This window comes from Syntrophomonas sp. UBA1041, assembly GCF_002316705.1.
Classification (GTDB): domain Bacteria; phylum Bacillota; class Syntrophomonadia; order Syntrophomonadales; family Syntrophomonadaceae; genus DTU019.
In genome coordinates this window covers 117,024-141,758 of the sequence record NZ_DCEA01000017.1, presented here as the reverse complement: position 1 = coordinate 141,758, position 24,735 = coordinate 117,024, and the positions used below count along the sequence as shown (strand labels likewise).

Below are 24,735 nucleotides of genomic sequence, written 5' to 3'. Positions count from 1 at the left end.
CATATAATCCCAATCACTATTTTTCTCTCTAATCTAGCTTGGCTTTAAAAGTGCTGCTTTCCCACCTCCTCTAACAACCATTGGTTCCATTGATCTATTCCTTCACCAGTGCGACCTGAAACTCGAAAAACTTTAACCATAGGATTTACCAGTTGCAGGTCCCTGCTGAAAGCATCCATGTCAAAATCTGTATATGGCAAAAGGTCTATTTTATTGAGTACCACTGCCCTGGCCTGGTTGAAAACCAGGGGATATTTTAATACTTTGTCATGACCCTCGGTGGTACTCAAAACCACGACCTTAAAATGTTCGCCCAGGTCAAACTCGGCCGGGCATACCAGATTGCCTACATTTTCTATAAATAACAGTTGGATGGGATGATGGGCCAGGCGGCGCCAGGCCTTTTCCACCATGCTTGCATCCAGATGGCAGGTACCCTCGGTATTGATCTGCACCACTTCCACGCCCTTGTTTTCAATGCGCATGGCATCCTGATCAGTGTACAGATCGCCTTCGATTACGCCCAGCCTGATGCGCCCTTTGATACCTTCAATGGTTTTTTCCAACAGGGTGGTCTTTCCCGAACCGGGCGAACTCATCAAATTGACCACCAACATTCCGGCCTCTTTGAAGATGCGGCGGTTCTTTGCGGCCAGCATATCATTAGCTCCCAAAATATTGGTTTCCATACGAATTTGAGCCATTTCTCATTAATCCCCTTCGTAGAATTCGATAAATAATTCCCGTCCGGTAAGCATCTGAGTGTCACTGCTCCCGCAGTAAGGGCAGAAAAGCCGGGACGGCATCTCAGCAACGTATTGTTGCTGACATTGCTGGCACTGACAACAGATCTCCCTTTCTTCGATCAGCAATTCCGCATCTTTAAACAGCTCTTCTTGAGCCAGGGTTTCAAAAGCGAAGCTGAGGCTATGCGGCAGGGCCATGGAAAGCTTGCCGACAACCAGTTTGATACGGCTTATTTGTGTGATCTGGTTTTTGTCTGCGCTGTTGCGGATCAAATCCATCATCCCCGCTATTAAAGACAATTCGTGCATATGTGCTCCTTCAGGCCGATTACGATTACACGAAAAAACAACTAAAAACCCGGACTCGTAGAGAGGCCGGGTAATTAAACACAAAAAGCTAAGCAGGCGCATTATAGCGCTAACGTCTGCCGTACCAAGACATCTCCTACTCACAATACGGGAAGGCATAATCGTTTCCAATTATACCCCGGCCAATTAACCATAGCTTTGCGAAAGCCTTAGGTCTGTTGGCTTGGAGAATTATTTAATTGTAATTCATAAAATGATGTTAACTATCTATTCTAATTCATCTATTCTAATTTATATATTCTACCTGCTAAATATTTTTCCTGCAATAGAGCGTTGCAATTTAATAACAAAGGTTTCGGTTGCATTCAGGCAAGTAAATCAGTTGTAAACCTTGGCTGCGGGTGTAAAGATGGACATGGGAAACACCTCGCCCAGTCAAAATAAAACCATGAAGCGTTTCGGTTTCATCCCGTTACAACTTCATGGTTTTTTAATGACTTTAATCTGATAAGACTATTTCCAGTATCTCCCCTTAACGAGGAAAATTAAATTTAAACACCTTTGACCAGGGTAAAAGTGCTTATTATGCCATCATGTTCAGCGGAAAAAAGATAGTGCCCTCGTGCTGATAAAAAGAATTTGGCCTGACCTAGATGGTCTGTCTTTTGCCGCCTCGGGTATTCCCGACCACCGGCGCCGGCATAGGTGGCCTTTATTTCAACACCCGCCAGAGGCTGGCCATTTGTTAATAACTGCACCTCATAATATTCGCCGATGCGGGCATGGCTGTATCCGCTGGGTACGATCTCCACCGGCAGACCTACGGCCTCAATGTGATGATGATGGTGATGACCAATTTCAACCAGGATTTTGGCATACAATTCCTTGTTTCCAGACTGCTGGACGATCACCTGAATCAGTCCGTCAGCTTCCTGCCCGGGATGAAGCATATACTGACCTTCATGATGGTGAATCTGCAGATCGCGTCTCCCCCCGCTATTGGCCATAAAAGCCTTTACGCCCCCCAAATCGGCATCTTTTTGGGGCTGCATATTATATCCCTTAAACAGCTTCAATCCGACTTCTTCACCTTCATGAAAATGGCCGTGGTCGGTATCCGGTTCCAGCCACAATTCTTCTTCCCTAACCACGGTTCGCTGAGGGATCTCTTCAATTATGATGCGGTGGTGCACCAGTTCCAGTTCACGGATACGAGCCTTGATGATCTTGCGTTCCCCAAATATATTCTCCATAAACAAGGTGTGTTCTTCACCGGGAATAACCCTGTCCACCTTTTCCATCAAGAGTTCTTCCTGCCCGTCGCGCAGCAGGTAGACATTGGCTTCACACATAACCACTTACCTCCTTTGCAGGTCAAAACAGGGTATGCATAATACTCCATCCGCTGTTTCAACCGCCCTCGTTTCCATGACCCCTTCTTGGCAATTGCTGCAGGTCAGGGTCGAATATAGACTGGCTTTAGGAGGCAGTTTTACATCAACATCCTGCCAGTCAAACAGCTCTTCATAAGGGCAGGTCATCAACTGCTCAAACAGTTCTTGCAGAACTTGCTCCATTTCTTCCTTTTCAGCCGGATTAAGATCTTCACGGCCTTTGAGCTCACGATAACGCTGTCCGGTTTTCCCGCTAGAGGCTGATCTTCGCTGAACAATTCGCACCGCCCGGCCATCCTGGCGGTTAATTACGGTATAGACCGCTTTCCCATAATCTTTAAAAATTAAATTGCCTTTGCCGAAGGTACAACCCAGAATGGCCTGCAAGGCATCTACGCCACAGGAATCCGTTTCCACAATGGCCACAACATCTTCATCCTGGTCCCGCTTCAGGTCAAGATGCTGCATAGCCAACTGAGAGGCTCGAACTCCCATCAATAAACCGGGACAGATATGGCCGTGGAATTGTATGGCTAACTCTAACGGGGTCATGTCTTTACACATATAATAAACCACCTTTCATTCTCTACCTGTCGGCATCTTGGCACATCTGGCAATGAGCTCGAACTCTGGCTACCAGTTGATCTACCTGAAGGGGCAAAGGCTCATCCTGACTGCTGCTGATTTCTATATTACAGCGATTCATGGGTATCAATATCTTCATGGCCGGAGAAGATGCAACGGCTTCAGCCATGCGCGGCGTCAATTCCCCGGCGTAGCTGTTAGCAACAATTACGGCTACCGAACCGGCAATCATATCGACCCGTGAAGCACACCAAACCACCGAGTTTTCCCCACTGGCCCCGTCATTCGCTCCGGCTTTCAACATGACCGATGTAGCCACCGCATTGGTTCCCACCCCGATAATATATACTTCTTGTCCAAATTCCTTGCGCAGCTTTTCAATAATTAAGCGGCCGATCCCGCCCCCTTGACCGTCAATCACAGCGATTTTCAAAATCTTCCCTCCGCTTGTCGATTATTGGTTGATAATTGAGTTTTCTGAAGCAACAACCGGCACGATCATCTTAGAACTGTCCTTTTTCTGCTTCATAATAACATTTGAATGAAAAAAAAGAAACCACAGAACGACCATTGTAACAGGGGCCGACCTTCGTGGTTCGTCTTGTATTTATTCTGTTATGTTATGTTATGTCAGTCTTAACAGATGGCCTTCCTGACCACCGCTATTTAACCAGTTCCTCTGCCAGGGCTTTGCTCTTTTCTGACAATTTCAAGGCCAAACAGGCCGCATCTTTATTCTTGCCCAGAATCAAGGTGGAGGCCAGATCAGCAAGCAAGTTTTTTAATTCTAATAACAGTTTGGTTGCCATGATAACTCCTCCATTTCGATTCCTGCAACCTTGACACATTATTCGATTTCATGTTTTGGTTGTTATCTAATGTATTGGATGCATGTCTATAGTTTAATTATATACATCCATGACAGGAATTCGTACCCCTTTTTTAATTTCCAGCGGCTCATTCGTAAACTATAGTTGCGATTCCCCAGGGGTTATACTGTTCAACAAACCGACAAACAAATTGCCCTGAAAATGTGGCACTGTGCCGGGCAGACTCTCTAACCGGCCCCAAAATCGCAGCACCGTTTTTTGCAAATAACAACCACGTGTTGGTGAGCCGCATCAGGGGTTGGTTCTCCCTGGTTTTCTTATTTTAGGTACAGAGCAATGGGGCAATGGTCAGATCCAGTGACCTGATCAAATATGGCACAATCAGTAATCCTGGGGAGCAAGGGCTGGCTGACATAGAAGTAATCAATGCGCCAGCCGGCATTGCGCTCCCGGGCGCGGGTGCGGTAATCCCACCAGGAGTATTGGACTTTCTCAGGGTACAGGTGGCGGAAAACGTCTACATAGCCCCGCTCTAAAAAACGATCCAGGACTTCCCTTTCTTCGGGCAGAAAACCCGAGCGCTTCTCATTATTTTTAGGATTCTTGAGGTCGATCGCACGGTGCGCGGTATTGAAGTCCCCGCAGATAATCAAATAGGGTTCAGCTTTTTTCAAATCTTCACAGTAATCCATCAAGGCTTCATAGAACTGCAGCTTATACTGCAAACGCTCATTGCTCATCTGCCCATTGGGAAAGTATATGTTCAATAAGGTGAATTGCGGATGCCTGGTTACAATCAGGCGACCTTCGACATCGAGGAGTTCCACCCCGGTGCTGACCAGGCATTCCAGCGGAGTCTCCCGCACATACGTGGCCACCCCACTGTATCCCTTCCTGGCGCCAATATTCCAATAACTTCTGTATCCCGGCACTTCCAGCAAGGACTGGTGCAGTTGCTCAGGGCTGGCCTTGGTCTCCTGCAGGCACAGTATATCCGGAGCTTCCGACTGCAGCCATTCGATAAAGCCTTTGTTAAATACTGAACGAATGCCATTGACGTTCCATGAATAGATTTTCATTGATATCCCCCACCCCAAACCGTTTAACCGTTAAGGCAGCTGCTCCATAATCCGGGCGGCGATGGCATCCATTTCTTGTGAACGGTATTCTTCTATTTTTCCTTCATCCACCAGGGCATTGAAATGCCCATCCCAGGACAGGCCGCCCAGAAATTCCACCCCGGTCTCACGGGCAACTTTGGCGCCCTGACTCTTGCCGAAGATCTCAATTTTCTCATTACAATGCGGGCACACCGCATGACTCATATTCTCTATCAGGCCAACAATAGGCAGCTGCAGCTTTTTCGCCATTTTGATGGTCTTCTTCACCACCATAAAGGCCAGGTCCTGTGGTGAGGAGACAATGATTATGCCATTCACCGGCAGGGATTGCATCACCGTCAAAGGAATGTCTCCGGTTCCGGGCGGGAGGTCTACGATCAGATAATCCAAATCGCGCCAGTCCACATCGGACCAGAACTGTTTCACCGCCCCGGCCAGCATAGGCCCTCTCCAGATTACGGGGTCGTCTTCATTGGGGAGAAAGAAATTTATGGACATCAATTTTATCCCGCTTTGGCTCTGGGGAGGGATCATGCCATAATCTCCCGCCTTAATGTTTCCCTTTATGCCAAATGCTTTAGGTTGGCTGGGTCCGGTGATATCGGCATCCAGTATCCCCACCTTTTTGCCCTGACGAGTCAGACTTAAGGCAAGAAGACCGGTGACCGATGATTTGCCCACCCCGCCTTTGCCGCTCATTACGGTGATCACGTTGCGGATGCTGTTAAAAGCCCCTATCAGTGTATTAGGCTGGCTTTCTACTCCGCAGGAACTGGCATCGATATTGCAGCCAGCCGCAGATGGACAGGTATTGCATTTGTCAGACATGATTAGTCTCCTTTCATATCGCTGGTATTTTGCAGCAATTTTATGAAATTTTTGGTAAAACACTGATCTTGCGCCGGGCTCCGTTTGGATGGGCCGGAGATGCGTACTCCTGCCCTGCGGGCTCGGGCGTTTAAATAACGCTGGGTGAGCAGGGCGTTGATATTCCCCGGGTCATAAATTTTGCCGTCAGGATGGATGGCTTGGGCCCGTTTGGCCAGAACCAGTGAGGCCAGCCCGTAGTCCTGAGTGACCACAATATCGCCGGCCCGAGTTCGATTGATGATAGCCAGATCCACTGCTTCGGGGGCGAAGTCCACCATGATTATCCGGGCATAACTGCTCTCTATAGAATGGTTGGGATTGCAGAACATAATCACTTCCAGATTCCATTCCTGGGCGGTTTTTTCTATAATATCCTTAACTGGGCAGGCGTCTGCATCTACTAATACTCTCATAGGCTGTCGACCCGGTTTAACAATAAGGTTTTCATCATGGTCAGGGGATCATGGCCTTTTTGGGCATCAAAACCCAGCAATTCTATGATAAGCATCTCCACTACCAGGAAAACCCTGCTGTCCGCCCGCAGACAGCCTGTTAAACTAGTATCTCCGCGCCCCAGGGAGCCATGTATATGCAGGACCGGTTCGCCTTTGTCCTGATCCGGGAACAAAGTCCCGATGGCCACGATCTCCCGGCCGTCATCCAAGTGAGTCTCTATTCCCTGCGGGGGCAGCACACATTCCCGGGGCCCCACCACCATAGTGGAACTCTGCAAGGCGCCAATCATGAAGAGATAGGCGGATTTGAGCCCCGTCTTTACAGCCAGGCGCTTTACTTCCAGGAGAAGATCGTCTCCGTGTTCCAGCTTAACCACAAATATCCTGCCCAAGCTTCCCTGCTGATAAAGCAAGTTTTTCCCTCCTAAATAATCATAGAATAGTTTAACACAAATTGGTTGGGCTTATGGCTAAATTTTATCCCACATCCTCCCCCTATTGGTGTAAGCTGAAAATATTGACGGCGTATTGTTTATGAACGGGATTGGGGAGCTGATTCTATTGATTAGCGACGAGATGCTGGCGTGGCAGACTCTGAGCGGTGATATAGCAGCTTATGAGGAACTGGTTAATCGATATAAGAATCAGGTTTATGCCATCGTCTATCGTATAATAGGCCATGCGCAGGAAGCCGAGGATTTAAGCCAGGAGGTATTTCTGACTGTTTATGAGAAGATGTACCAGTTTGACTCTAATAAGAAGTTTGCCCCCTGGATATATCGCATAGCCACCAACACCAGTATCAGCGCCTTGCGCAAGCGAAAAAAGGTAGTTATGGTCAATTTTGACGAGGCCTATAGCGCCCCAATGGATTGCTATGCCTCGATTCAGGTGGGCGATCCCCATTCCATGTTCGAACAGCGCGAAATGCATCGCGAGATTGATGCTGCCATCATGGCATTGCCAGAGAATTACCGGGTGGTTATCACTCTAAGGTATCAAATGGATCTGGATAACCAGGAGATAGCAGATACCCTGGGAATCAGCAAAGAGAATGTAGAGGTAAAAGTACACCGCGCCCGTAAGGCCTTACAGAAGATTTTATTAAACCGTCAAGCAGAAAGGGGGATAAACAATGAACTGTCAGCAAATCGATAAATACATTTATGAGTTCTGTGACAAACAATTGACTCCCCAGATGCAGGACGGCATCCAGGCCCATCTTGACCAGTGTGAAAGCTGCCGCGACAAAGTAGCTGCGGCCGGGCGGGAGGGCAATTTGCTGCGGAGTTTGGAAATCATTCCGACCCTGCAGCCTGAATTTACCGGTCAGGTTATATCCCTGATCCAGAAAAGGTACAATAACAGGCCGGCAAGTATATTGGCTGTTCATGCTTCCCGCCATCCGCAACAGATTCGGTGGTGGTGGGGTGCGGCCAGCGCAGCCGTTTTAATCCTGGCCTTGTATTCGCTGCCCCTTTTGGAACATCCCATGAGCTCCAGACTGGCCGGACAAAACGACCAGGCTGGCTTGCACACCGAAACCTTGCCCGCAGCGTTGAACAATGTCCCGGAAAATGTCCCGGAAAAAAATCCAGCAACTGAGACCCCCCAGGCGGGAGAGCCTGTTGAAGAGACTGCCGGTCAACCCCGCCAGGTGGCAGTGCAAGATGTTCAGACACCCGTTTCCCCAAAAGACACATTGCTGCCAGATGCTTCTCAACCCGCCCCGGATGCTAGATCTTTTTCCTACGCAGCCCCCGCTGATCAGATTATGAAATCACCCAATTATACTAGCAATCCTAATCGTGGGGCGGAGTTATCGACCCTGCATCCGGCCAACCTGCCGCCTGAGTATACGCTTCAGGCTGTTGTCAGCAACTCAGACCGGGATATTACCTTTGTATATCAAAACCAGGCAACACAACAGGAATTAAACCTCAGGTTGACGGTGGTTGATAATCAAATAAATAGCGCTGAAATCACGGGTTCATCTGATGAACTTTTGTTAAAAAGCGCTTCCCCCGCCAGGACAGAAGGATCAGGGGGCCCTTCACCACCAAAAACGGTCCTGATCAACTCTTTCCAGTCGGAAATGAATTATGATCAACAGCTTTATCAACTAGTAGTCAGCGGCAACTTGAGTACTGAGGAATTAGCCGTAATAGCCAATTCATTACAATTAGAGGAGGGCATCCAAGGTGTTAAAGCAAAGAATCCGTAAAACCGCCTTTTTAGGTATTATATGTCTATTAGTCTTATCTATTGCCGGGCCAGCCCTGGCTGCAGATGTTCCAGTGCAATATAGCGGTCCGGTGGTGGTGGTTACCGCCACCGGAACCACCACCGTAGCCCCGGATCAAGCCAGAATCTCACTGGGCGTGGTCACTAGCAATAAAGACCTGGCCCTGGCCCAGAGCGAGAATAATCAGAACACCCAGAAAGTCATAGCTGCCGTTCAAACCATGGGAATTGACAAAAGCCATATTCAGACCAGCAGTTTTAACATCTATCCCCAATACGATTACAATACGAGATCAACCGGCGTCCTGATAGGCTACCAGGTTCGAAATGAAATTACCATAGTGGTCAAGGATATAAGCAAGGCTGGATCCATATTGGATGGAGCAGTTCAGGCAGGGGCCAATAACGTGAATTATGTCTCTTTTGAAAAGGCCAACCTGGATGCGGCGGAAAATGAGGCCCTGCTCAAGGCCATTGCCCGCGGCCATGATAAAGCGCAGCTCATAGCCAGTGCAGCCCAGATGAGTCTGGGCGACCTGTTGAACATCAGCGAAGGTTACAACGCCACCATATATCCCAATGTAGCCAACATAGCCATGGATTCCGCCAAGGGTATGGGAGGGGCAGTCAACAGCGTCCCCATCAGTCCCGGTGAGCTTAAGGTAAACGCCACGGTAACCATGGTCTACCAGCTGAAATAGGCTGGAGATGCTTGCATAACCTGACTTAATGAAATATTGGCTCAAATAGTAATATGGTTATAGGCTGTTGGATATTTTCCGGCAGCCTTTCTTGTGAATCGCTGCTAGGGCTTTCTCATAATAAATACCCCCCTAATAACGGGGGGTATTCCTTGCTATTATTGCGCATCAATTAAACCGAATAACTATCCCCGGCCAAAAGTTGCCCCAACCTTGGCGCGGGTGGTGTCCTATCTTCTTGGGGCTTTATTGGCATCAGATTCATTGGGGTTTTCCTGGGGGTGGCAGCAGCCACCGCCGCCATTTCGGCCATGTCCAGGCATGAATAACATCATTAAAGGGCAGGCCAGACTCATTATCAATATGGGCAGCCAACTCAAGTTCTTGGAACCAGCCTCGGCATTCCCCGGTGGTGCAATATAATAAAAGACCATCATGCCTGCCAAGACAATTACCAGCAACCAGGGCAACCAGGTTAGCCCATTGGTTTTGGGGCTTGGCAGGTTAGAACTTTGATTGGGTTGGTTATGTTCTGAGCTTCGTTCATTATGATTATGGCAATCCATACTCCATTACCTCCATCCATTAGCCGTGCCGCTTACATTTTCTAACTGACTCCATTTTAAAAAGCTTTTGTGTTGATTTTATGAAGACCTAAGGATTAATCACGATCATACCCAGCTACTGCCGGCAAAAAGGATGCGTATGTACCAAGGGATCTGCGGTCACCTATACCATGTGCTGCCCGGCATCACATCTTGAATGGGTGGAGTCACGAGGTTGATCAGATATAAAACATAAGAGATTCCGCTCCCTGCATTTTCCTATACTCGATCAACAAGTCCTCCAAAGTGATACTGTCAACGACTGTGTCGATGCTCGTATTGATCCTATCCCATACCTGCGTCTTCAAACAATATTCAACCGGATTTAACGCTTCACTGCCGGTCTTGTCCCCGACTACGGCCAGATCCCCTTCCAAGGCTCGAAGTATTTGGCCAACCGTAATCCGGTTCAAGCTATCGGCCAGCATATATCCTCCCTGAGCCCCTTTTATGCTCACTACCAAACCGGCCTTTCTCAGGGTGGAAAATACCTGCTCCAGATAATTGGTGGAAATGTCCTGCCGTTCAGCTATAGTGTTTAAAGCAACATGATCGCCGCCCGAGTTTAGCGCCAGATCGAGCATAGCCCTTAAACCATAACGACCTTTGGTTGACATCTTCATAGCCCAGACCTCCAGATACCATATAGTTTTCTTATATGAATAATAATATATCCTTGACAGCGGATGCAAGCAGCACGATGATTTGACAATGAATACATAAATTAAAATATAAGCCATGAGAATTTTTTTAGCGCTGATACTTCTTCACAATATCTTCACTCTGTGATGATAGTCTTGAAGCGGGATTGTTTTGTCTGCTATCGTCATTCAACAATGAGCCCTGATCAGAAAGGATACCGCGAGATATGGATAGAATTCTGTTTCAGTTTGGTCCGCTGACAATATATACCTTTGGCTTTGCCATCGCGGTTGGGACTTTGACTGCCTACCTGCTGGCCATTAGAGAGGCCAAAAGAAACGCTCTGGATGAAGAAAAGTTATCTACCCTAATACTTGTTATACTGCTGGCCGGTGTTCTGGGGGCACGTATATTCTTTGTTCTTTTCTACCAACCTGCTTACTACTGGCACAACCCGGCCGATATTTTCAAACTTTATGAAGGGGGGCTTTCCATACATGGAGGTATTTTGGGCGCGTTACTGGCCGGACTTTGGTATACCAAAAAGGTTAAATTGCCCTTCTGGAAGACCGCTGACCTGATAGCTCCAGCTGCCGTTTTGGGACAGGGAATTGCCCGCGTGGGTTGTGATGTATACGGGAAGGTCATGAGCGGAATTTGGCCCTGGGGTATAGAGGTAAACGGCCTCGTGGTGCACCCGGTACAGATCTATGAAGCCCTGCTGGACCTGGCACTTTTTGTCTTCCTATGGGGCCAGCGCTCCCGGCAAAAATATACCGGGCAAATCTTCGTGTACTATTTGGGCGGTTACGCGCTGATCAGACTGATGCTGGAGTTTTTCAGAACCAATCCAACTATCATTGGCGACGTCACCCCGGCGCATTTAACCAGTTTGGCATTCATTGTAGTGTCTTATGCGCTAAATAGCTGGCTTGGCAAACGAAATCCGGGTGAAATAATAGCCGGAACCCCATCATCAACCTGGGTGGCCCCTCTCGTCTGGGGCCAAGTAATTATACTGGCTCTGGTTAACGTAATGATATTTTATGCTTTAGCAAGCTAGTTAAGGCCGGCTTATGATGTCTTCACAATATCTGCACATTTACCAGATAAAATGGTCAAAGCAATTTCAGTACAGGAGGGATTTTTAATGAAGAAAAGCGGTGGTATTTCAAAAATAGTATTTTGGGGATGTGTGGCGCTATCTCTGGCCATTATAGCTTTTTATGGCTTAAACCCCGGATCAGCTGATCCAGCCGTTCCCGACAGAACAAGCACTTCCGCGGGAAACAATGCTGAACCCGAGCCTATCACCAAACCGGCCCCCAATGCGCCCCGCGAAAACCAACCAAGCGGCAATGCTCAATCCAATAAGGCTGACAGCAAAAACAATCCCCAAAATGGAGACATCGCCATAAATATTACCAAGAGTCAAATCTCTTCCCAAGCCAGCTTTATCCCCTATACGCTTAATGGCGTGAACATGGAGATAATTGCGGTTAAGGCAAGCGACGGCACTATCAGAACGGCCTTAAATACCTGTCAGGTTTGCTATGATTCGGGCCGGGGCTATTATATTCAGGAAGGCTCCTATCTGGTCTGCCAGAACTGCGGAAATAGATTTCATATTGACCAGGTCGAAAAGATAAAAGGCGGATGCAATCCGGTTCCGGTCATGGGAAGTGATAAAACCGATCTGGGCAGCACCATCGCCTTATCCAAAGAATTTATTGCCACCCAACTGCCATACTTCACCAATTGGAGAGACAGCTAATCATTATCAATGATCGACCTCGTCAGTAAAATATGCAGCCCCCGCTATGTCCTCACAGATTAAGCGGGGGCTTTGTTTTTGTCAATTTAGACGCAGACACCTTATTAGCCTTTTCGGCCATATGGGTGTACCGTCGTGATTATACCCGCAGGGTTTGAGACCTCTGCCCTTCCCATTGTCAGGATGACGGTTTTTCAGTAACGCCGCCCTGAAATAAGGAAGGCATATAAGCCCATTAAGATGGCAAAGCCGCTGGTAGCCATGAGGACTCTGTTCAAGTGAGCCGCGGAATGATCCCCCGCCAGCAGCAGCAAAGACGTGCTGATCAGCCCGCCGGCAATGATCAAACTGGCGCTTATACGGTTTGATACCTGGGTGATTTTAGTTTCGAAGCTCTTCTTCAGCTCATGTTTGTGGGATATTTCCAGATCCCCCTGCCCGGCCACCTTTACCAAATGGTTCAGATTCCGGGGGAAAGCAAACAAAGGCTTGATTTCCCGATAATAATTACGGCGCAGGCTGCGGTAAATACCTTCCGGCTTTATCCTTTCTATAAACATTTCCCGAATGATAGGACCGGCCACTTCGGAGATATTAAAGTTCGGATCGAGTCTTTTGCCGACGCCATCCACGGTGATCAAAGCCTTCATGAGAGCGGTGAGGTAATTGGGCAGCCGCAGTTGATAACGGTAGGCGATGTCCATCATTTCCCGGCGCAAGCGGTCGGCGTCAATGCTCCCCATATTGGATAAATATACCCTTTCTATCAGATCCGAGAAGTCCGCCTCAAAACTGTCCAGATCAACCCGCTCATTTAATATTCCCATATCATATAAGGCACTCATGGCACTGTCCAGATCCTTTTTGTCGATCCCCACCAGCAGCTGTCCCAGGGTGGTCAGCCTTTTTTCCGTCAATAACCCGATCTCCCCAAAATCAATAAAGGCGATTTTATCTTCATTCAGGAGCATCATATTCCCGGGATGCGGGTCAGCCTGAAAAAAACCGTGCATCATGACCTGGGTCAAAAAGGCCCGGGTTCCCAAACGGGAAATCTTATTGCGGTTCCATCCCCGGGCTTGAATGGTATTAAAATCACTGAGTTTTACTCCATCAATAAATTCCTCGGTCAGAATCTTTCTGGTGCTGTATTCCGCAAAAACACGGGGAATAACCACTGAATGGTCCGCGGCAAAATTCACACGCATTCTTTCAGTGTTTTTGGCCTCCCGTTCATAATCCAATTCCAGGCGCAATATTTTGGCATAATCCTCAATCATAGCCTGTATGCCGATTTGCCTGGCATCCGCAGAGCGCTTTTCCGCCAGGCCGGCCAAATCGATCAGTATCTGCAGGTCGTCTTCCACCAGGTTTTCAATGCCTGGGCGCTGCACCTTTACAATAATCTCTTCCCCGCTTTTTAAACGGGCCCGGTGCACTTGTCCAATAGATGCGGCCGCCAGCGGTACAGGATTAAACTCTGCAAAGATTTCCTCCACCGGGCCAATCTCCGCAGCGATCTGTGCTTTGACTTGATCGACAGGAAAAGGCAGTACTTTATCCTGCAGCTTCTCAAGTTCTTCAATAAAAGCCGGTGAAAGAATGTCTGACCTGGTGCTGAGCAATTGACCGAACTTGATAAAGGTGGGGCCCAGTTCCATCAGGGCGTTGGTCAGCTTATCTGCCATACAGCTGTCCGATTCCTTTTGGCATTTTTGCAGTGAATATACCGCAGGTAAGGGCACTACGCTTTCCAGACCCAACCGGTGGACGAAATAACCCAGGCCATGCTTCAACAAGGTCTGGATGATTTGCCGGTAACGACGCCTATGCCTTATTTTGCGATAAATATTCAAATTGCCGCCTCCTTGAGGTTAGGTTCAACCGCTATCCGGCTGTTTATGTCCCACTGCAACTGATTTGGGGTAAAAGCTATATTCAATATTTCTTTACTGTAGTGGCTTAAAGGCTGGCTCTAAGTTAAAGAGAGCTTTCAATATCAGGCATATTCCTCCAAAATAGTGTAGCATTTTCTTTGCGAATTGTAATGCACCCATCCGGTATTTAAACTTTCACAGACCTAAAGAACCCTTATCCAGCCTGAAAGCACCTCCAGATGGGGTGCTTTCGGGATGAATGATGCAGTTGATGGAAAAGTAATATTACTCAGCCGCCATATGGGCTGATGCTTTATGCCTGCATAATTCGAATCCTTTGTTTTACTGCGACATCGACCAGATAAGCCTGGAGCGCTCCACCACTTCCGGCAGGATTGACATCAGCTTGTCGATGTCCGCTTCGCAGTTATCTTTACCCAGACTTAGCCGCAAAGCGCTTAAGGCAATTTCGTTTTTTAATCCCAGGGCTCTTAAAACATGGGATGCCTGAAATGAATTGGAGCTGCAAGCCGCCGCACTGGAGGCGGAGATGCCTTGCGAGTCCAGGAAATATATTAAATAATCACCTTCCACCCCGGGGAATACGAAACTGGCATGGCCGGGGATACGATGCTGCGGGTGTCCGGTAAGGTAACTCTGAGGAATTTCATCCAACACCCTTTGAATAAGGTTCTGTCCCAGTCGCCCCAGATGAGAAGCACGTTTTTCCATTTCATACCGGGCTATTTCAGCGGCTTTGCCCAAACCTACGATACCCGGCAGGTTTTCGGTCCCCGGACGCCAGTTTCGCTCCTGTCCCCCTCCATAAGCCAGTGGGGCCACATTTATTCCCGACCTGATGTATAATGCGCCGCTCCCCTTGGGCCCATATAATTTATGGGCTGACAGCGACAGCAGATCTACACCCAGTTCCTTGACATTTACCGGGATGCGGCCTACGGACTGCACCGCATCACTATGAAAACATATGTTGTTCTGCCCGGCGATTTCTCCGATTTCAGCGATGGGCTGCATTGTGCCGATCTCATTATTGGCGTGCATAATGCTGATAAGGACTGTGTCCTCACGGATAGTCTTTTTTAATTGGTCTATATTAATAGCTCCATAAAAGTCGACGGGTAAAACTGCTACCTCAAAACCCAACTGACCCAGAAATTGAAAAGCGTTAAGCACTGCGTGATGCTCTACTGCGGAAGTTATAACATGGCGCCCTTGTTTTTGCCTGGCCAAGGCCGCGCCGATGATGGCAAGATTATCAGCTTCGGTTCCGCCGCTGGTAAACACTATTTCCTGAGCTTCTGCTCCAATTAGTGCGGCTACCTGTTTCCGCGCAGTTTCTAAATGTTCTTTGGCCTCGCGTCCCTGGCTGTGCAAACTGGATGGATTCCCCCAGCCATTTGTTATAACTTCCATCATCGCGTCGGCAACCTCAGGATCAACAGGAGTCGTTGCACTATGGTCCATATATATTCTCTTCATCTTACCGCTCCTCCGCGCCTTTGGCCTATGCCCTTTACACCCATCGTATCCGCTTCCCATGCCTCTCTGAATTTACCTATTTGAGCAGCGGTGACAATGCCTTAAATTCCGGAGTGCCTGAAGTTTTGAGGATATCGAAGAATATGGTCTCCGCATTGGTGATCACCGCTCCCATTTGCTTCATCAATTCCAGACCGCTGCGATAATTCTGTTTAAAACGCGAGCAGATCGCATCTTCTACCACGTGTACGGTGTAGCCGTTCTCGAGCAAGTCCCTCACGGTCTGGTACACGCAAACGTGAGTCTCAGTGCCGGTAACGATGATCTTGGGCCGGTCATACGCGAAGAGCGCTTTTCTGGTCTCCAGGGTGCAGGCGGTAAAAGACATTTTTTCGACTACCTCGGTTCCTTCGGGAAAATTCTCCTTTATCTCGGTAACGGTAGGGCCCAGGCCACGGGGGTTTTGTTCGGTGACTAAAACCGGCAGGCCTGTTTCCCTGGCGAGCTTGAGCAAGAGGCTGGTGTTTTTCACCACCGAGTCCCGGTATTTCATGGCTTTTAATAGCTTGTCCTGCAAGTCGATAATCAACAAGAGCGAATCCAGCCGATCCAATCTGTACTTGCCCATTTCCATCATTGCATCCTCCTTATGGAATAATTGACTTATGGGATTATTCTATCATGTATAGGTTGCTCCTTGAAGCCCTGGCTAATGCCGATAAACATGACATTGCTTTCTACAGGTGCTAATCTGTTATAATTAGTAAGAGTATTAGGGATATGGTCCTATCATGAAATATTTTCGTTTACTTGTTTTTATAATATTATTTTTTGGAGTTGTGGCTGCCGGAATGGTGACGTGTTTTGGGCTGGGAAGTGAAGCTTCGCTGCTCAACGCCGATTTTTATGAGCAGCAATTTACCCGGCATAATATCTACGAGCTGTCACAGCGCTATGTTCTTATGGAGATACGCTCCGGCATCAACCAGCAGCTGGCGGAACCGGTTCGTGATGCCTTGATGCATGCTATAGAAAGGTCTTTTTCCCCGGAATGGACCCGTCAGGAGACTTCCCGCTTGATTGAGAACCTGCTGGGCTACCTTAAAAACCAGGAGGATGTACTGGATCTAACCATTGACTTGCGTCCCAGGCAGAATTTATTACTGCAGGAATATATCCAACAATTCAGAACACTTCCCCCGGCAAACAGCGCCCTGGCAGACATGATCGAGCAGCAAAGCGAGCGTCTATTAAGTCATATAAGCCAATTCCTGCATTTGCCGGAGACTATTGATATTACTCAGAACACGGTATTTTCCCGGCCCGAAACACAGCAATACATGCAGGCTTTCAGACAGTACTACCCTTATACCGCCTACCTGTACTATGTGCTCCTGGGCTTGCTGGCGATGTTGATCCTCGTTCGGGGCTTTGCCGCAGGCTTAAGATGGTTTGGCCTGGGACTGGTTTTGGCCAGCATACTGTGTTTGGTGGCTTTAAATGCCGGTGATGTCCGCGTGGAACGTTATATAATAGAACATGTGACCGACAATAGCAATTGGCTTTCACTGGGCGCAAATCCCGCCGTACTGGCCAGAATTTTAAAAACGGCTGTTCAAGCCGCCTTTATGAAGACGACCCTGATGCTGGGTGGTGTGGGTGTGCTGCTAGCCGGCTGCGGATTCTACTGGGAAAGGCTGCAGCGCCACAGTCACCAAAGCAGGTTTGGGGCTTAAAGCATCAGTTGCGGAAATCCTGCAATCAACGTGCGGCATGTTTATCGCTATTCGGATCACCGTATTTTATCATAATCAACTGAATATAATACGATCTTAATATCCCCAGGTTTCTCAGTTTGATCTTAAGCGAAGCTTTCTCTTCCTCATCGCTTGACTTTCCTATCTGCTCCTGTAATTGTTCTATCTGATCGAGAATTCTGAGCAATGACTTTTCCAGGCGGGTTTGGTTGCTGGTCTGCATATATCACCCTTCTTTTAGTATTCTATTAATTGCAATATATACCTTGCAGACACTATTCTGTGCTAGTCTCACTAATACCAAAATTTATTAAGTAGATGGCAGAAGAGCGTGAAGCGCTGACATTAGCGGATCGTCAATATGTTGGCGGGTGCTCGCAAGCTAACAGTTGATGATGCTGGTTCCTGTTGAAAAGTAAAAATCCCTGAAATAATATCAGGGATTTATTGTTCTATGTGATTATGTTATGGTGATCCGTTCCCTCGCTGGCGCCAAGGGGCAGATCACCCTGATAAAATGCTATTGCGGTATTTTCGCGACCGTGATGCTGAGGGTTTGGTCTGTGGTATAAATGAGCGAAACGCCAATACCTTCGCCGTTCTCCGCACCATAGGTCACATTTCCTTCCGACTTCATATCATAGCTTTGCTCGGTAAAGGTCTGCTTGATTTCACCCAGATAATCTGTAAAGTCCTCCTTAGATGCCTCTTCCAGGGCGATAATCAGCGAATCATTCATTTCCATAACTGTAACGACTTTCCCGCCTTTGAATTTGGGAATGCTTTTTGCCAAGTCGGAGGTTGGCCATTCAGTTTGACCGAAAGTCACCTGTTCTCCGTCTTCGCCCTTGATGACCACCTTGTCTCCGTCGATGTCAACATCGCCCCCTCCGGCTTCCTTGATAATTTTTTCCGCCAAGGCCTCTCCGGCCTTTTCCTCCATTTTTTCTTTTGCGCCGCACCCGGCCAAGGATAAGATCAGCATAAAGGCCAAAAGACCGACTATAATCTTCTTCATATCATCTCTCCTCTCAGTTTAAACGCAGCTATTTTGCAGCTGCCCTATTTTTGAAATTCAATGGATACCTGTTTTTCCTCACCTGTATAAGCGCAGACCATCATGCTGCTGTCCTTGAAAGCGGAAAATTCCATGTGGTCGCTAAAGCCAAGATAAGAATTTCTTCATATCGGTTCTCCAAAGTTCTTATGATCAGAATACGATTTCGCAGTTATAAAACCATGCCTTATTTCAAGATGGTAAACTTGCCGATGAGGGGCAACTGCTTTGCTTTCCCCCCAAATCCATTGATGAGTCCCATAATACCCAATATTAAAACACCGGCTCCGAAAATTGGCATCAGCATCCAGCCAATCACGGGAATGATACCCAGTATTACGTTGCCTGCTATTCCTGTAATCAAGAGCAGCAGCGCTTGATTGGCATGAAATTTGCCATACCTGGATTCGGGACAGGCGATCAGCGGCAGGAAGAACAGAAAATAGGAAAGTCCCGCCATAGTCTTATTCTTTTCGATATCTTCCATGGTATAGATGTCTTTCTGTATGGATTCCAATCCCTGGTTTTCAAGATTATTATTTTGCTCTGTCATGTCAATTTCCTCCAAAGTTTTTATATTTGTTTGGATTCGGTGGGCTTACGGTGATATATCTTCATATCCCGTTATATCTTGCTATCGCAACTGCCACAGAATTTGAGCCTGCGGCATGAAGCCGGAGAGCCCTTGATCAGGCCGCCAAATCCGCCGGACAACTCACTCATAGTCATCCATCCTTTCCTCACATGTTTCGAAGTGCGGTGCACCGCACACCTTGCAAAACTGTTCGCTCTTGGACGCAGGGGCGCCACACTGGGTGCAGATACGGGGCATACAAGCAATACACATCATGCGATTCTCATTGAAATGCTCGTCGCACACCCACCCGTGGCAGCATTCGCAGCGGTTGAAATGCAGCCGCGCATCCTGCTCCCCCAAATGCAGGGCCTCCTTCGGAGTATCGCAGCCAAGCAGCGGAGTGGTATATCCACCGCCGCAGAGTTCGCAGAAAAAGGTCAGGCGAAACCCGGCCCCTTCCCGCACCGTTCGGTATTTTGCCGTAAATATTGGAACCGGCCGATCCGCCACCATGATCTTGACCCTCGCTTTCCTTATCCCGTACCTTCACACTTTCCTAACCGGCAATAAAGGCAGTTTTTGCATACTAAAATGATCCAGCCTGCGGATGGCCTCTATTATTTCCTCCAAATTGTCTGTGATCTTTTTGCATCGCACCCCCTCTTTCTCACCGGCAGGAAATGCTTGGCTGAGTTAGATTTGTTTGGTAATATACAGGCAACGGTCCCATTGATTTTCCGTGTTATCATACTGAAAATGCCACCTGCTGTAATCATCCCCGGGGTGATTGTCAAGTCAAAATAGGGGTGATTATTGGGGTGATTTTTTATAATCCTCCGAATAGCCTGTCTAAGTTACCTGGGAAATGCTTGTCTGGCACCGGGAACAGGTGATGAAAGGAAGATTTCTAAAACGAGCCTTGCGGAAGGGAATAGGTGTTCTTATGAAAAAGAAATATATTATTTGGACAGTGCTGCTGCTGTCCGTCCTACTGTCTGGCTGTGGGCAGACAAAGGGGCTGAATCCGAAAAGCCCGGTAACCATCACACTATGGCACAATTTTGGCGGACAGATGCAGGCCACTATGGATGAACAGATCGGGGAGTTTAACGCCACGATTGGTAAGGAAAAAGGCGTGATCGTAAGCGTCACGTCTATTTCCAGTTCGGCTGCCCTCCAAGAGAAGCTGACCATGATTGCCAGGGGCGATCCCGGTGCTCCGGAAATGCCCGACATCACCACCTGTTATCCGGCCACGGCCATGCTGCTTGCGGACAAAGGGCTTCTTGCGCCGATGGATGGGTACTTTACCGACGCAGAGCTTATGGATTATCTGCCCCGGTTCCTGGAGGAGGGCAGGCTGCCCGACGGAAAACTCTATGTGTTTCCCTTTGCCAAATCCACCGAGGTGCTTTTCCTGAACCAAACGCTTTTTGAGCGCTTTTCATCTGCCACCGGGGTCACTGCGGACAGCCTTGCCACCTTCGAGGGGATTGCTGATGCAGCGACACAGTACTACCGCTGGACCGACCAGCAAACACCGGACATATCAAACGATGGAAAAGCCTTTTATACTGCGGATTCCTTTTTCAATCTCGCTCAGGTGGGGATGGAACAGATGGGAACCTCCCTCTTTGATGGAGAGAAGCTTCGGCTGAACACACCGGAATTCGAGCAGATCTGGAACACGATCTTGGAACCGGCAGTGCGTGGCGGCTACGCCATATATGACGGCTATTCCTCCGATCTTTCCAAGACAGGCGATATTCTTTGTTCAACGGGCTCGACAGCGGGTGTCCTCTTTTACGGTGAGGAGATCACCTATCCCAATAACACTAAGGAAGCGGTTGAATACGCTATCCTGCCGTACCCAACCTTTGAGGGAGGCAAAAGAATCGCCATCCAGAGAGGTGGTGGCCTGGCAGTGGCAAAATCCACCCCCGAAAAGGAAAAAGCGGCCACTCTATTCCTCAAGTGGTTTACCGCCCCGGAGCAAAACATGCGCTTTGTGGCTTCCACCGGGTACCTTCCAGTGACCGGGCGGGCTTTTACCGACCACATGGAGCGGGAGATCTCTGAAAACAGCAACCCGAATATTCAAAGGCTGCTGCGCACCGCTATTACAGTTCATGAAGAATACGATTTTTACATCCCCCCGGTATTTGATGGATTCAACACCATCAGCGCGAGCTTTGAAGCCAGTTTCCTTGCCATAACGGAGCAAAGGCGGGAGCAGTATATGGAAAGTCTGAAAACAATGGAGCCCGACGGCGCCTTTGAGAGGGCGGCAAACGGCGCTCTGAAGGAATTTATTGCGAGACAGACGGAGGGCAGGTAATGCCAAAGCAGAGACTAATGGAGATTGTGGGACTTTATCGCGAGGCCATACGCCGCGGCGGCCAAAACGGCCTGCCCATGCGTCTGCGGCTGTTTCTTTTTCTGATTCTGTTCCTCAACACCATTATGCTGGGTGTTCTTCTCATCCTGTTTTCCGTCGGCGTTTTCAAAGCCGGCCTGCTTGAGCACAGACCGGTTCTTGAAAGGGAATTGATGCACTATACGGCGGATATCTATAAATCCTTCGGCAACCTTTCGGTACAGACGGTGGATCTGGCCAAAGAGCTCTCGGCGGGACTGGAGCGCAATCTGAAAGAACACGGCGGATCGGCTGCTTCGTTGCAGGAAAATCCCGATCTGCTGGAGCATCTGCTGGAGGAGGAACTGGACAGGCTCACCGGCGCCCTGGAAAGATCCCGAGGAAGCGGCGTTTTCTTGCTACTGGATGCGACTGTCAATCCCGAGCTGCCAGGTGCGAAGGATTCCCGCGCCTGCCTTTACCTGAAAAATATGGAGCCGAATATTATCAATGGCATGGCGGCAAATCTGCGCCTGAGCTTTGGCCCCATGACCATTGCAAGAAACAATGGCATCCATATTCTTCCGCAGTGGCAGATGGAGTTTGATTTGAGCGAGATGCCCTGCTTTACTGAGCTGATGGCTGCCGCAAGAGAACAAAAGCTCCCTTTTTCCCGCCTTTACCGCTGGAGCGAAGGGACAAGCTTGCCGGGCAACAGCGAACGGATTATGCTTTGTATCGTGCCGCTGATCGCATCGGACGGCACGGTATTTGGCGTGTGCGGGTTTGAGGTGAGCGAGATGCTCTTTAAGCTCTCCCACACCCCGGGATCAGAGAGCTATGACCATTTGTTCTGTCTGCTCTCGCCCCTGGAAGAAAATACACTGCGGCTGTCTGGCGCACTCTTTGCCGGAAACTTTGCTGCCGGCCCCAACGCGCCGGAACACACGAAAATGGAGATATCCTCCGGTGGCGGCGAATTTTACCGCTACCAGCAGCCGGAAAAGGAGAGCTATGCCGGCCTGCACCAGACAGTATCCCTGTATCCGGCTGATTCCGCATACGCGGATGAGCAGTGGGTGGTGGCGCTGATGATGCCCTATCAAGGGCTTAACACGCTGATTTCAGCCAAGAGCCGCAACCTGATCTTAGGGCTTCTGATACTGATGCTTGTCAACATTGGCCTGGCGTCGTTTATCAGCCACAAGTATGTCCACCCGGTGGCGGCGGCTTTGGAGCATCTGAAAGAACCCAACCTAACCGCCAAAACCAAAATTCCGGAAATCGATGATCTGATCGAGTTTCTCGCGGCCCATGATGCATTACCTGTGTCCGGAGAAAAAAAGGAGCTCCCGGCACGGGAGCCTTCCGCTCTGTACCTGGAGTTCGTAAGGAATATCCGAACGCTTTCGGCCGCTGAGAAATCGGTTTTTGATCTGTACGTGCAGGGGCACAAGGCCAAGGAAATTGCAGAGATTCTTTGCCTTTCCATCAATACAATTAAAACACATAACCGGCGCATCTATATGAAGCTAAACGTTACCTCCCGCAAGGAGCTGATGGTGTATATTCAGATGATGGAGGAGGTAGGCTGCGCAAATGCGGGAAACAAGTGAACCGAGAGAACTGGAAACCTTAGCGTCACGCATCCAATGGATCATTGGAGAACAGCAGATTAAGCAGGTGGACTTCGCCAGAGCACTTGGAATCAGCGCAAATTATGTCTATCTGCTGACCAGCGGCAGGAAAACCTTAATATCCGGGCCGTTGGCACGACTGATTGAAAGCACCTACGGGTACTCCGCCGAGTGGATACTGACCGGCAAAAGGCCAGAAAACAATGGAATCGCGCATAGCGATTTGCAAAACGACACCATTCAGAAAGTGAAGCAGATGGATAACGGGGAGCTGAGGGCAGTGGCGGCCTTTATTCGCTCTTTGCAGAACATGGATAGGGAATGAGCCAAAGGCAGACTGATATCATAGCGCCCTTTTCCTTTCCTGCCGGAACTACGCCGTTAGGATCAGATGGTAGGAGTCGTTTCTGCTGTCGGATATGAGAATATGAGAAGCGGCGCCCTTTCCAGTAGGGAGGTATACTCATGTACCATTACAGAAAAGGGCGGGAAGGCGTTAGGACATATAAAACCATTTTGAGCGCTGCAAGTCCTCATTTCCGTATCAATCATCGTAAAAGTCCCTCATGTGTGAGTTTGAATATAGGATTTCTCTAAACATTGAAAAGATATCCTCAAACCGAATATCTGTCTTGGCGGGGCAAAAACCGTATAAAAAAAGCCCGAAAAAAGTTAACGTTCTGCGGTTTTTCCGCAGAACATCTTTTTGAGGGCTTAATTATGGTGCGGCAGAGAGGACTCGAACCTCCACCACCTTGCGGGACTAGAACCTGAATCTAGCGCGTCTGCCAATTCCGCCACTGCCGCTTAATGCTGATTTATTGCCTCAGCAAGACAAATTATATTACATGCCTTCCTCCCTTGTCAAGCCGGTTTTTGTACATGATGATTTCTAGCTTCCCCTACAGATGGCTTCTTAGCTTCACCTTCAATTGCAGTGATTAATACTGCAAAAACCTGTCGCAACTTTTTTTCACCGCTATGAATATACTTCCACATTATAGCTGCGCTGCCTTCAATATGCCCCGTTGCTTGGGTCACATATCTGGCTTGATGATAACGGTCCAGCACATAAACACTCCTTTAATCCTGCCCGGAACATTTTATATCCAAGGTTCTCCATCATAGGTTTTTTCAATTGCATCGATTTCATATGATATGTTCGTCAATCTAGTCTGCTATTTCCAGTCCAAGATCATCCTTGCCGCTATAACCCATTAAACTCCACCTTCTGGTGTCGACATAAACCCCTCTAAAATCCCGACGATCCCCCATTTATGACGAATAATACCGGTTATCTCCATTATTTACCACCATAAATCGGCAGGGTTCTCCTATATTTTGTAGAAATTTGTCATTGATTACTCTATTACCAAAAAAATTTTATTTATGAAAGGTTTGATTATTTATGTAGAATTTTGTCTTTAATTATTTTTTTGCTAAAACGACCTTATTAAGGAAGGAGAATATTTTGAAAAAAAATCGCGATTTGTTAAAATGTTTCGCAATTCTAACTTTCTTGACATTGTTTGCATTGACTGGATTAACTCCGTCAGTACATGCAGCAACATCCAAAGCTACAGCCACTGTAGATTATGGGACCAAAGATCTTGCCTTAGGCAGCCAAGGCTCAGCCGTCACGCAATTGCAAAAAGATCTTGCTGGATTAGGCTTCTACTCAAATAGTATTGATGGATC

At 48.2% G+C, this 24,735-nt stretch carries 31 protein-coding genes, 1 tRNA gene and 1 riboswitch; of the genes, 10 read left to right on the top strand and 22 right to left on the bottom strand.

Annotation, left to right across the window (positions count from 1 at the left end; genetic code table 11):
- Positions 1–44: 44 nt before the first annotated feature.
- The 10 genes from hypB to B2633_RS04200 form a co-directional block, all read right to left on the bottom strand.
- Positions 45–704 (bottom strand): hydrogenase nickel incorporation protein HypB, encoded by a 660-nt coding sequence (gene hypB / locus B2633_RS04245; RefSeq protein ID WP_483169362.1) that lies wholly within the window; start codon positions 702–704, stop codon positions 45–47.
- Positions 705–710: 6 nt separating this feature from the next.
- A complete protein-coding gene (hypA, locus tag B2633_RS04240) occupies positions 711–1,055 on the bottom strand; it encodes a hydrogenase maturation nickel metallochaperone HypA (RefSeq protein WP_483169361.1) in 345 nt (114 codons plus the stop codon).
- A 117-nt stretch (positions 1,056–1,172) separates the two neighbouring features.
- Positions 1,173–1,296: riboswitch (molybdenum cofactor riboswitch) on the bottom strand.
- A gap of 310 nt (positions 1,297–1,606) precedes the next feature.
- A complete protein-coding gene (locus B2633_RS04235) occupies positions 1,607–2,407 on the bottom strand; it encodes a CooT family nickel-binding protein (RefSeq protein ID WP_483169360.1) in 801 nt (266 codons plus the stop codon).
- Positions 2,408–2,413: 6 nt separating this feature from the next.
- Positions 2,414–3,013, bottom strand: a complete 600-nt coding sequence (locus B2633_RS04230; protein WP_483169359.1) for an FmdE family protein — start codon at positions 3,011–3,013, stop codon at positions 2,414–2,416.
- Positions 3,014–3,035: 22 nt separating this feature from the next.
- Positions 3,036–3,467, bottom strand: coding sequence for a DUF3842 family protein (locus B2633_RS04225; RefSeq protein ID WP_483169357.1), 432 nt, complete (start codon positions 3,465–3,467; stop codon positions 3,036–3,038).
- A gap of 229 nt (positions 3,468–3,696) precedes the next feature.
- Positions 3,697–3,843 (bottom strand): hypothetical protein, encoded by a 147-nt coding sequence (locus B2633_RS04220; protein WP_481038562.1) that lies wholly within the window; start codon positions 3,841–3,843, stop codon positions 3,697–3,699.
- A 338-nt stretch (positions 3,844–4,181) separates the two neighbouring features.
- Complete coding sequence (locus B2633_RS04215) at positions 4,182–4,943, bottom strand: exodeoxyribonuclease III (protein ID WP_483169356.1); 762 nt, start codon at positions 4,941–4,943, stop codon at positions 4,182–4,184.
- Positions 4,944–4,973: 30 nt separating this feature from the next.
- Positions 4,974–5,813: an Mrp/NBP35 family ATP-binding protein gene (locus B2633_RS04210; protein WP_483169355.1), complete on the bottom strand. Its 840-nt coding sequence runs from the start codon at positions 5,811–5,813 to the stop codon at positions 4,974–4,976.
- 2 nt (positions 5,814–5,815) lie between these two features.
- Entirely contained in the window at positions 5,816–6,268 is a 453-nt protein-coding gene (locus B2633_RS04205) for a YaiI/YqxD family protein (protein WP_483169354.1), read from the bottom strand.
- The gene (locus B2633_RS04200; RefSeq protein WP_483169353.1) at positions 6,265–6,723 is read right to left on the bottom strand and encodes a PPC domain-containing DNA-binding protein; all 459 of its coding nucleotides are present in this window, start codon (positions 6,721–6,723) and stop codon (positions 6,265–6,267) included. Before B2633_RS04200 ends, B2633_RS04205 begins: the two co-directional genes overlap by 4 nt.
- Positions 6,724–6,844: 121 nt before the next feature.
- On the opposite strand from B2633_RS04200, the gene B2633_RS04195 reads away from it, so the two are divergent.
- From B2633_RS04195 to B2633_RS04185, 3 genes are read left to right on the top strand one after another with little or no spacing between them, the layout of a single operon-like run.
- Positions 6,845–7,468, top strand: a complete 624-nt coding sequence (locus tag B2633_RS04195; protein WP_483169352.1) for an RNA polymerase sigma factor — start codon at positions 6,845–6,847, stop codon at positions 7,466–7,468.
- Positions 7,446–8,534 carry an anti-sigma factor family protein gene (locus B2633_RS04190; RefSeq protein WP_483169350.1) on the top strand — a complete coding sequence of 363 codons (1,089 nt, stop codon included), beginning with the start codon at positions 7,446–7,448 and terminating at the stop codon, positions 8,532–8,534. The genes B2633_RS04195 and B2633_RS04190 overlap by 23 nt, the downstream gene beginning before the upstream one ends.
- Positions 8,512–9,255, top strand: a complete 744-nt coding sequence (locus tag B2633_RS04185) for an SIMPL domain-containing protein (protein WP_483169348.1) — start codon at positions 8,512–8,514, stop codon at positions 9,253–9,255. The genes B2633_RS04190 and B2633_RS04185 overlap by 23 nt, the downstream gene beginning before the upstream one ends.
- Positions 9,256–9,485: 230 nt before the next feature.
- Here the strand turns inward: B2633_RS04185 and B2633_RS04180 are convergent, their stop codons facing one another.
- Positions 9,486–9,689: a DUF2933 domain-containing protein gene (locus tag B2633_RS04180; protein WP_483169397.1), complete on the bottom strand. Its 204-nt coding sequence runs from the start codon at positions 9,687–9,689 to the stop codon at positions 9,486–9,488.
- Positions 9,690–10,039: 350 nt separating this feature from the next.
- Positions 10,040–10,483, bottom strand: a complete 444-nt coding sequence (locus tag B2633_RS04175) for an RrF2 family transcriptional regulator (protein WP_483169347.1) — start codon at positions 10,481–10,483, stop codon at positions 10,040–10,042.
- Positions 10,484–10,728: 245 nt separating this feature from the next.
- Between B2633_RS04175 and lgt the strand changes: the two genes are divergently transcribed.
- Together lgt and B2633_RS04165 are read left to right on the top strand one after the other, a co-directional pair.
- Positions 10,729–11,565, top strand: a complete 837-nt coding sequence (gene lgt / locus B2633_RS04170; RefSeq protein WP_483169345.1) for a prolipoprotein diacylglyceryl transferase — start codon at positions 10,729–10,731, stop codon at positions 11,563–11,565.
- 87 nt (positions 11,566–11,652) lie between these two features.
- Positions 11,653–12,276: a DUF2318 domain-containing protein gene (locus tag B2633_RS04165; protein WP_483169343.1), complete on the top strand. Its 624-nt coding sequence runs from the start codon at positions 11,653–11,655 to the stop codon at positions 12,274–12,276.
- A gap of 194 nt (positions 12,277–12,470) precedes the next feature.
- Here B2633_RS04165 and B2633_RS04160 read toward each other — a convergent pair whose 3' ends face one another.
- The 3 genes from B2633_RS04160 to B2633_RS04150 all read right to left on the bottom strand — a co-directional run bounded on the left by B2633_RS04160 (position 12,471) and on the right by B2633_RS04150 (position 16,287).
- Positions 12,471–14,132 (bottom strand): ABC1 kinase family protein, encoded by a 1,662-nt coding sequence (locus B2633_RS04160; protein ID WP_483169341.1) that lies wholly within the window; start codon positions 14,130–14,132, stop codon positions 12,471–12,473.
- A gap of 363 nt (positions 14,133–14,495) precedes the next feature.
- Entirely contained in the window at positions 14,496–15,653 is a 1,158-nt protein-coding gene (locus tag B2633_RS04155) for a cysteine desulfurase family protein (RefSeq protein WP_483169339.1), read from the bottom strand.
- A gap of 76 nt (positions 15,654–15,729) precedes the next feature.
- Positions 15,730–16,287 (bottom strand): isochorismatase family protein, encoded by a 558-nt coding sequence (locus B2633_RS04150; protein ID WP_481038534.1) that lies wholly within the window; start codon positions 16,285–16,287, stop codon positions 15,730–15,732.
- Between the two features lie 217 nt (positions 16,288–16,504).
- On the opposite strand from B2633_RS04150, the gene B2633_RS04145 reads away from it, so the two are divergent.
- Entirely contained in the window at positions 16,505–17,389 is an 885-nt protein-coding gene (locus B2633_RS04145) for a hypothetical protein (protein WP_483169336.1), read from the top strand.
- Between the two features lie 25 nt (positions 17,390–17,414).
- Here B2633_RS04145 and B2633_RS04140 read toward each other — a convergent pair whose 3' ends face one another.
- From B2633_RS04140 to B2633_RS04125, 4 genes are all read right to left on the bottom strand, one after another.
- Positions 17,415–17,633 carry a hypothetical protein gene (locus B2633_RS04140; protein ID WP_481038530.1) on the bottom strand — a complete coding sequence of 73 codons (219 nt, stop codon included), beginning with the start codon at positions 17,631–17,633 and terminating at the stop codon, positions 17,415–17,417.
- A 297-nt stretch (positions 17,634–17,930) separates the two neighbouring features.
- Positions 17,931–18,428, bottom strand: a complete 498-nt coding sequence (locus B2633_RS04135) for a DUF6591 domain-containing protein (RefSeq protein WP_483169335.1) — start codon at positions 18,426–18,428, stop codon at positions 17,931–17,933.
- Between the two features lie 226 nt (positions 18,429–18,654).
- On the bottom strand, positions 18,655–19,020 hold the full coding sequence (locus B2633_RS04130) for a DUF4870 domain-containing protein (RefSeq protein ID WP_481038526.1): 366 nt from the start codon (positions 19,018–19,020) through the stop codon (positions 18,655–18,657).
- Positions 19,021–19,182: 162 nt separating this feature from the next.
- The gene (locus tag B2633_RS04125) at positions 19,183–19,557 is read right to left on the bottom strand and encodes a hypothetical protein (protein ID WP_483169334.1); all 375 of its coding nucleotides are present in this window, start codon (positions 19,555–19,557) and stop codon (positions 19,183–19,185) included.
- A gap of 430 nt (positions 19,558–19,987) precedes the next feature.
- On the opposite strand from B2633_RS04125, the gene B2633_RS04120 reads away from it, so the two are divergent.
- A complete protein-coding gene (locus B2633_RS04120; protein ID WP_483169332.1) occupies positions 19,988–21,382 on the top strand; it encodes an extracellular solute-binding protein in 1,395 nt (464 codons plus the stop codon).
- 14 nt (positions 21,383–21,396) lie between these two features.
- Here the strand turns inward: B2633_RS04120 and B2633_RS04115 are convergent, their stop codons facing one another.
- Positions 21,397–21,570, bottom strand: coding sequence for a hypothetical protein (locus tag B2633_RS04115; RefSeq protein ID WP_483169330.1), 174 nt, complete (start codon positions 21,568–21,570; stop codon positions 21,397–21,399).
- Between the two features lie 78 nt (positions 21,571–21,648).
- Here B2633_RS04115 and B2633_RS04110 point away from each other — a divergent pair, with 78 nt between their 5' ends.
- Positions 21,649–23,016 carry a LuxR C-terminal-related transcriptional regulator gene (locus B2633_RS04110; protein ID WP_483169328.1) on the top strand — a complete coding sequence of 456 codons (1,368 nt, stop codon included), beginning with the start codon at positions 21,649–21,651 and terminating at the stop codon, positions 23,014–23,016.
- Positions 23,000–23,362 (top strand): helix-turn-helix domain-containing protein, encoded by a 363-nt coding sequence (locus B2633_RS04105; RefSeq protein ID WP_483169327.1) that lies wholly within the window; start codon positions 23,000–23,002, stop codon positions 23,360–23,362. Before B2633_RS04110 ends, B2633_RS04105 begins: the two co-directional genes overlap by 17 nt.
- A gap of 396 nt (positions 23,363–23,758) precedes the next feature.
- On the opposite strand, the gene B2633_RS04100 is transcribed toward B2633_RS04105, so the two are convergent.
- Together B2633_RS04100 and B2633_RS04095 are read right to left on the bottom strand one after the other, a co-directional pair.
- Positions 23,759–23,844 (bottom strand) — tRNA-Leu (locus B2633_RS04100).
- A gap of 57 nt (positions 23,845–23,901) precedes the next feature.
- On the bottom strand, positions 23,902–24,108 hold the full coding sequence (locus B2633_RS04095; RefSeq protein ID WP_483169326.1) for a hypothetical protein: 207 nt from the start codon (positions 24,106–24,108) through the stop codon (positions 23,902–23,904).
- 400 nt (positions 24,109–24,508) lie between these two features.
- On the opposite strand from B2633_RS04095, the gene B2633_RS04090 reads away from it, so the two are divergent.
- A partial coding sequence (locus B2633_RS04090; RefSeq protein WP_483169325.1) for a peptidoglycan-binding domain-containing protein occupies positions 24,509–24,735 on the top strand: 227 nt, incomplete at its 3' end.